Annotated in this window: 3 protein-coding genes; all 3 read left to right on the top strand. The window is 74.8% G+C overall.

Going from position 1 to position 5,526, the window contains the following annotated elements; translation table 11 throughout:
* The coding region (locus tag CCN29_RS31585) for a condensation domain-containing protein (RefSeq protein ID WP_086685972.1) at positions 1 to 2,839 on the top strand (2,839 nt) is incomplete at its 5' end.
* A 46-nt stretch (positions 2,840 to 2,885) separates the two neighbouring features.
* The gene (locus CCN29_RS31580) at positions 2,886 to 3,086 is read left to right on the top strand and encodes an MbtH family protein (protein ID WP_006129821.1); all 201 of its coding nucleotides are present in this window, start codon (positions 2,886 to 2,888) and stop codon (positions 3,084 to 3,086) included.
* Between the two features lie 32 nt (positions 3,087 to 3,118).
* Positions 3,119 to 5,526: non-ribosomal peptide synthetase (locus CCN29_RS31575; RefSeq protein WP_143661430.1), on the top strand; the 2,408-nt coding region annotated here is incomplete at its 3' end.

The raw sequence follows: 5,526 nt of genomic DNA, 5'->3' as shown, positions 1-5,526 counted from the left end.
GCACCAGCTGGTGCTGCCGGAGGCGCTGGTGTCGCTGCCGGTGATCGACTGTACGGGCCTGCCGGCCGATGCGGTCGAGGAGCGGGTGCAGTCGCTGGCCAGGGAGCAGGCGTCGGCGCCGTTCGCGCTGGACGTGCCTCCGCTGCTGCGGCTGGTCCTGGTGCGGGAGGCCGCGGACCGGCACACGCTGATCGTGACGATCCACCATCTCGTGTGCGACAGCTGGTCGATGGACGTGTTCTACGCGGACCTCGCCGACGCCTACCGCGGGCTGCGGGAGCGTGGCGAGGCGGGTCTCGGTGAGCTCGCGGTGCAGTACGCCGACTATGTCGGCTGGCTGGACGAGCAGGTGGCCGGGGAACGGATGGACGAGCTGATCGCCCACTGGCGGCGGACGCTGTCCGGTACGGCGCCGCTGGAGCTGCCGGTGGACCGCCCGCGTGAGCAGGGGCGCGGCGGGGACGGCGGCCGGGTGGAGGAGCGCCTGGACGGGGCGACGACGGCCGCGCTCGAGGAGTTGGCCAAGCAGTCCGGCGGCACGCTGTTCATGGTGCTGCTCACCGGTTTCATGGCGACGCTGGCCCGGGTGACGGGCCAGGAGGACGTCGTGGTGGGCACGCCGGTGGCGGGGCGGCATCATCCGGACGCGGAAGGGCTGGTCGGGTTCTTCGCGAACACGCTGGTGCTGCGCGCCAGGCTGCCGCTGTCCGGCGGGTTCGGGACGGCGGCCGCGGTGGTGCGGGACGCGTGTGTCGGGGCCTTCTCGCACGACCGGATGCCGTTCGACCGGCTGGTGCAGGAGATGCGGCAGACCCGCGCCCTGGAGCGCAACCCGCTGTTCGACGTGATGTTCTCCATGCCGAACACCCCTCCGGCGGAGGTGGGGTTGCCCGGGCTGACGATGGCGCCGGTGGAACTGACCCGTGCGGCGGCCAAGTTCGACCTGTGGCTGACGGTGCTGCCGGACGGGGACGGGCTGCGGCTGCAACTGGACTACGACCGGGGCCTGTACGACGAGGCCACGGCGGCCCGGATCGTGGAGCTGCACCGGCTGGTGCTGACGGACGCGCTGCGGGACCCGGCGGCCCCGGTGGGGGCGCTGCCCCTGGCCGCCGACGCGGCCCCGGCGCCGGCCACGGGTGAACGGGACGCGGCCGGGTCTCCGGCGGGGACGACCGTGGCGGAGCTGCTCGCGCGGCGTCCCGCGGACGGCGTGGTGTTGTCGTCGGCGGACGCCGTGCTGACGCTGGGCGAGTTGCGTGAGTGGGCGTCGGATCTGGCCGGCCGGCTGCGCGCCGAGGGCATCGCGGGGCCGGGCATGAGGGTGACCACTCCCCCGGTGCCGTCGGCGGCGCTGGTCGCCGTGCTGCTCGCGGTGTTCGAGGTCGGGGCGGTGCCCGCGTACGGGCAGCGGCACGACCGGGCGGGCGCCTTCGTGCGGCGGGCCGAGGAGGAGGACGGCGGCTGGCTGATCACCACCGGTCCGCGGTTCGACCCGGCGGAGGACACCGGGCCGTCAGGGCCGGACGCGCCGGCCTGGTCGGCGCGGGACACCGGCCCGGGGGGCGCGGGGTCCGCGCTGTCGCACCGGGCGCTGGCCGCCGCGGTGGCGGCCGTCGCGGACCGGCTGTCGGTGACCCCGGAGGACGACGTGGTGCTGCTGGACGGCGGCTCCCCGCCGTCACCGGTGGATCTGCTGATGGCCTTGACGCACGCCCGCAGCCTGCTGTTGTCAGGGGTGCAGCTGGCTCCTCCGGGGCCGCCCGGCGCGTTCGTCCTGGCCGATCCGCCGACCTGGCGGAGGGTGCTCACCGAGGGCTGGGAGCCCCCGCCGGGGGCACGGCTGGTGTGTGTCGGCGAGGTGCTGGCGTCCGATCTGGTGGACATGCTCGCGCGGACCGGCCGCACGGTGTTCCTGGGCCGCCCCGGTCCCGGGGTGACGGCCCCGGTCGCGCTCGCCCCGCTGGACGACGGGCGGGGGCGCCGGCTGGGACCGCCGCCCGCCGGTGTGGTCCGCAGTGTGCTGGACGCGCGGGGCAGGCCCGTGGCCGCCGGTCTGGTCGGCGAGCTGTTCGTCACGGACGGGACGGGTGGCGCCGTGCCGGCGGGGCTGCGGTGCCGCGTGGCCGGGGACGGGGCCCTGGAGGTGGTCGGGCCCGGTGAGGGCCGGCTGTTCGCCGGGGACCGGTCCGTCCCGGCGGCGGGCGTCGAGGCGGTGCTCACCGGGTTCCCCGGGGTGGCGGCCTCGGCGGTGACCACGGATGCCGAACGGAGCCGTCTGGTCGCCTGGCTGGTGCCGGACGGCACCGTCCCGGCCGGCACCGAGGCGGAGCGTGAGGCGTTCACCGCCGCCGTCCGGGGCCGGGCCCGGACGGCGCTGCCCGGCCATCACGTCCCTGCCGTGTTCGGGATCCTGGACGAACTGCCCCTCGGCCCCGGCGGCGGGATCGACCGGGGCGCGCTGCCGGAGCCGCCCGCGCGGGCGCCGCGCGAACCGGTGGCGCAGGTGCCGCCCCGCAACGGGGTGGAGCGCCGGGTGCTGTCCCTCTTCCAGGAGGTGCTCGGGCTGTCGGTGATCGGTGTCCATGCCGACTTCTTCGGGCTCGGCGGGCACTCCCTGCTCGCCGCCAAGATGCTGAGCCGCGTCCGGGCCGAGTTCGGTCTGCAGGTGCCGGTGCGCGACTTCTTCCGTCTGCCGACCCCGGCCGGGCTCGCCGCGGCCATCGAGGAACTGGAGCGGGCCCGCGACCGCAGACCGACCGCCGACGAGGCGCTGCTCGCCCAGCTCGCCGGGATGTCCGACGACGAGATCGACCAGCTCCTTCGCCATCTGAACTGACCGGCGCGTCCGCACCGGTCGTCCGACCCCACCACGAGGAGGCCCCATGGGCATCGACGACGCCGACACCGTCTTCCAGGTCGTCATCAACGAGCAGGACCAGTACTCGATCTGGTTCGCCGACCGGGCGGTGCCCGCGGGCTGGGCCGCCGCGGGCCCGGCCGGCACCAAGCAGGAGTGCCTCAAGCACATCGAGCGGGTGTGGACCGACATGCGTCCGCGTTCGGTCCGCGAACGCTCCGCCTGATCGCATCCGACACTAGGACGGGAGTCCACCGAATGAGCGGGCAGCACGAGATCAGTTCCCTGACGTCCGAGGAGAAGCGCGCGCTCCTGGCGGGCCTCCTGGACGCCTCCGCGAACGTCACCAGCAACCTGACACTCGAGCAGCGCCGGTTGTGGCTGCTGATCCAGCTGGACGAGAAGCGGCCCTGGCAGACCAGCGTCGCCGTACGGCTGACCGGCCGGACCGACGAGGCCGTGCTCCAGCAGGCCCTGTCGACGGCCGTGCAGCGCCACGAGGTGCTGCGGACCACCTTCCGCACGGTGGACGGCCATCCGCTGGCCACCGTCAGGCCGGTGGCGTCGCTGCGGCTTCCGGTGGTCCAGGTGGACCCGGACCGGCTCGACGAGGAACTGGCGCGCATAGCGGCCTCCGAGACGCGCCGGCGGTTCGACCTGGCACAGGGCCCGCTGGTGCGGGCGAGTCTGCTGCGGCTCGGCGAGGAGGACCACGTCCTTCTGCTGACGGTCCACCAGCTCGTGGCCGACCGGCGCTCCGTGCGGCTGTTCACCGACGAGGTGCTCACCGGGTACGCGCGGCTGCTCGGCGGGGGCGGGGAGGAGGCCGCCGGGCCGGCCGCCGAGCCGCAGGCGCTGGCCGCCGCCCAGCGTGCCTGGCTGACCGGTGACGACGCCGAGAAGGACATCGAGTACTGGCGCGGCCGCACGGCCGGTCTGAACGCACTTGAGCTGCCCACCGACCGGCCGAGGCCGCCGGTGAAGACCATCGACGCGGACGTGGTGTCGGTGGCGGTGCCGCGGGAGCTGCGGGACCGGCTGGAGGCGTTCACGTCCGGCACGGGGCGGCGGCTGTCCCGGCTGCTGCTCGCCGGCTGCACGGCGGTGCTGTCCCGCCACGCCGAGCAGCGCGCGTTCGCCGTCGGTGTGCCCGTGCCGCCGTCGTGGCAGGAGGGCGCCGAGAACCTGGTCGGCCCGCTGGAGAACACCCTGCCGGTGCGTTTCGACCTGGACGCCGGCGAGTCCCTGACCACCCTGCTGGGGCGGACCGACTCGGCCCTGGACGAAGCCCTGGAGCACGCCCGGCTGCCGTTCGAGCAGATCGTGGAGGCGGCGCACCCGCCGCGCGACCTCAGCCGCACCCCGCTGTTCCAGGTGCTGTTCGGCTTCGAGGAGGAGTGGAGCAGCCGGGAGCTGCCCGGGGTCACCGCCACCCGGCTCGACCTGCCGGTGACGTGGACCCCGCACGACATCGACCTGTACGCGGTGCGCCGCGACGGTGAGCTGTCGCTGCGGGCCCACTTCAACACTTCGCTGTTCGACCGGGCGACCGTCGAGCAGTTCCTGGACCGGACGCTGCTGCTCCTGGACTCCGCGACCGCGGACCCCGACCGTCCGCTGTCGGACCTGTCGCTGCTGTCCGGGCGGGACCAGGAGCGGCTGGAGGCGTGGAACGCCACGGCGACCGGGTACACCGGGCCCCGGCTGCTGCACGAGCTCGTCGCGGAGGCCGCCGCGTCCCGTCCGGACGCGCCGGCGCTGACGTCGAGCACGGCGGAGCTGAGTTACGCCTCCATGGAGGCGCGGGCCGAGGCGCTGGCCGCGCGGCTCGCCGGACTCGGGGCGGGCCCGGAGTCGTTGGTCGGCGTGCTGGCGGACCGGTCGGTGCACACGATGGTCGCGCTGCTCGGCGTGCTGAAGACGGGTGGCGCGTACGTGCCGCTGGACCCCTCGTACCCGGCGGACCGTATCGCGTCGATCGCGGAGGAGGCCGGGATCCGGGTGCTCGTCGGCGACCAGGGGACGCTGGACGGGCTGGACGGGAAGGCGGCGGACCTGGAGCGGGTGGCGGTGCCGACCGCCGATCCGGACGGCCCGGTGACACGGCCGGCCGTGAAGATCGGGCCGGACAACCTGGCCTACGTCATCTACACCTCGGGTTCCACCGGCCGCCCGAAGGGCGTGGCGGTGGAGCACCGGCAGATCACGCACTCCACACTGGCCCGTTCGATCCTCGAGGAGCCGGGGCTGCCGGAGCGCTACCTGGTGCTGGCCCCGTTCACGTTCGACGCGTCGGGCGGCGGCCTGTACTGGACGCTGATGCGCGGCGGCACCGTCGTCGTGCCCTCCGAGGCGGAGGTGCTGGACCCGCGGCTGCTCGGTGCGCTGATCCGGGACAAGGACGTCACCCATGTCGACGGGGTGCCGTCGCAGTACTCGGTGCTGCTGGAGACCGAGCCGGAGCCGTTCCCCTCGGTGCGGACGACCGTGCTGGCCGGTGAGGTGCTGCCGCCCAGCCTGGTCGAGGCGCACCGGCGCCGCTCCCCCGGCGTGGCCCTGTTCAACGAGTACGGTCCCACCGAGGCGACCGTCTGGGCGTCGGTGCATCCGGTGACCGCCGAGGACGCCGGGTCCGGCCGGGTGCCGATCGGCCGGCCGATCCCCAA

This window comes from Streptomyces pseudogriseolus (assembly GCA_002154585.1).
Taxonomy (GTDB): domain Bacteria; phylum Actinomycetota; class Actinomycetes; order Streptomycetales; family Streptomycetaceae; genus Streptomyces; species Streptomyces pseudogriseolus.
This window is presented reverse-complemented; position numbering and strand designations above follow the sequence as displayed.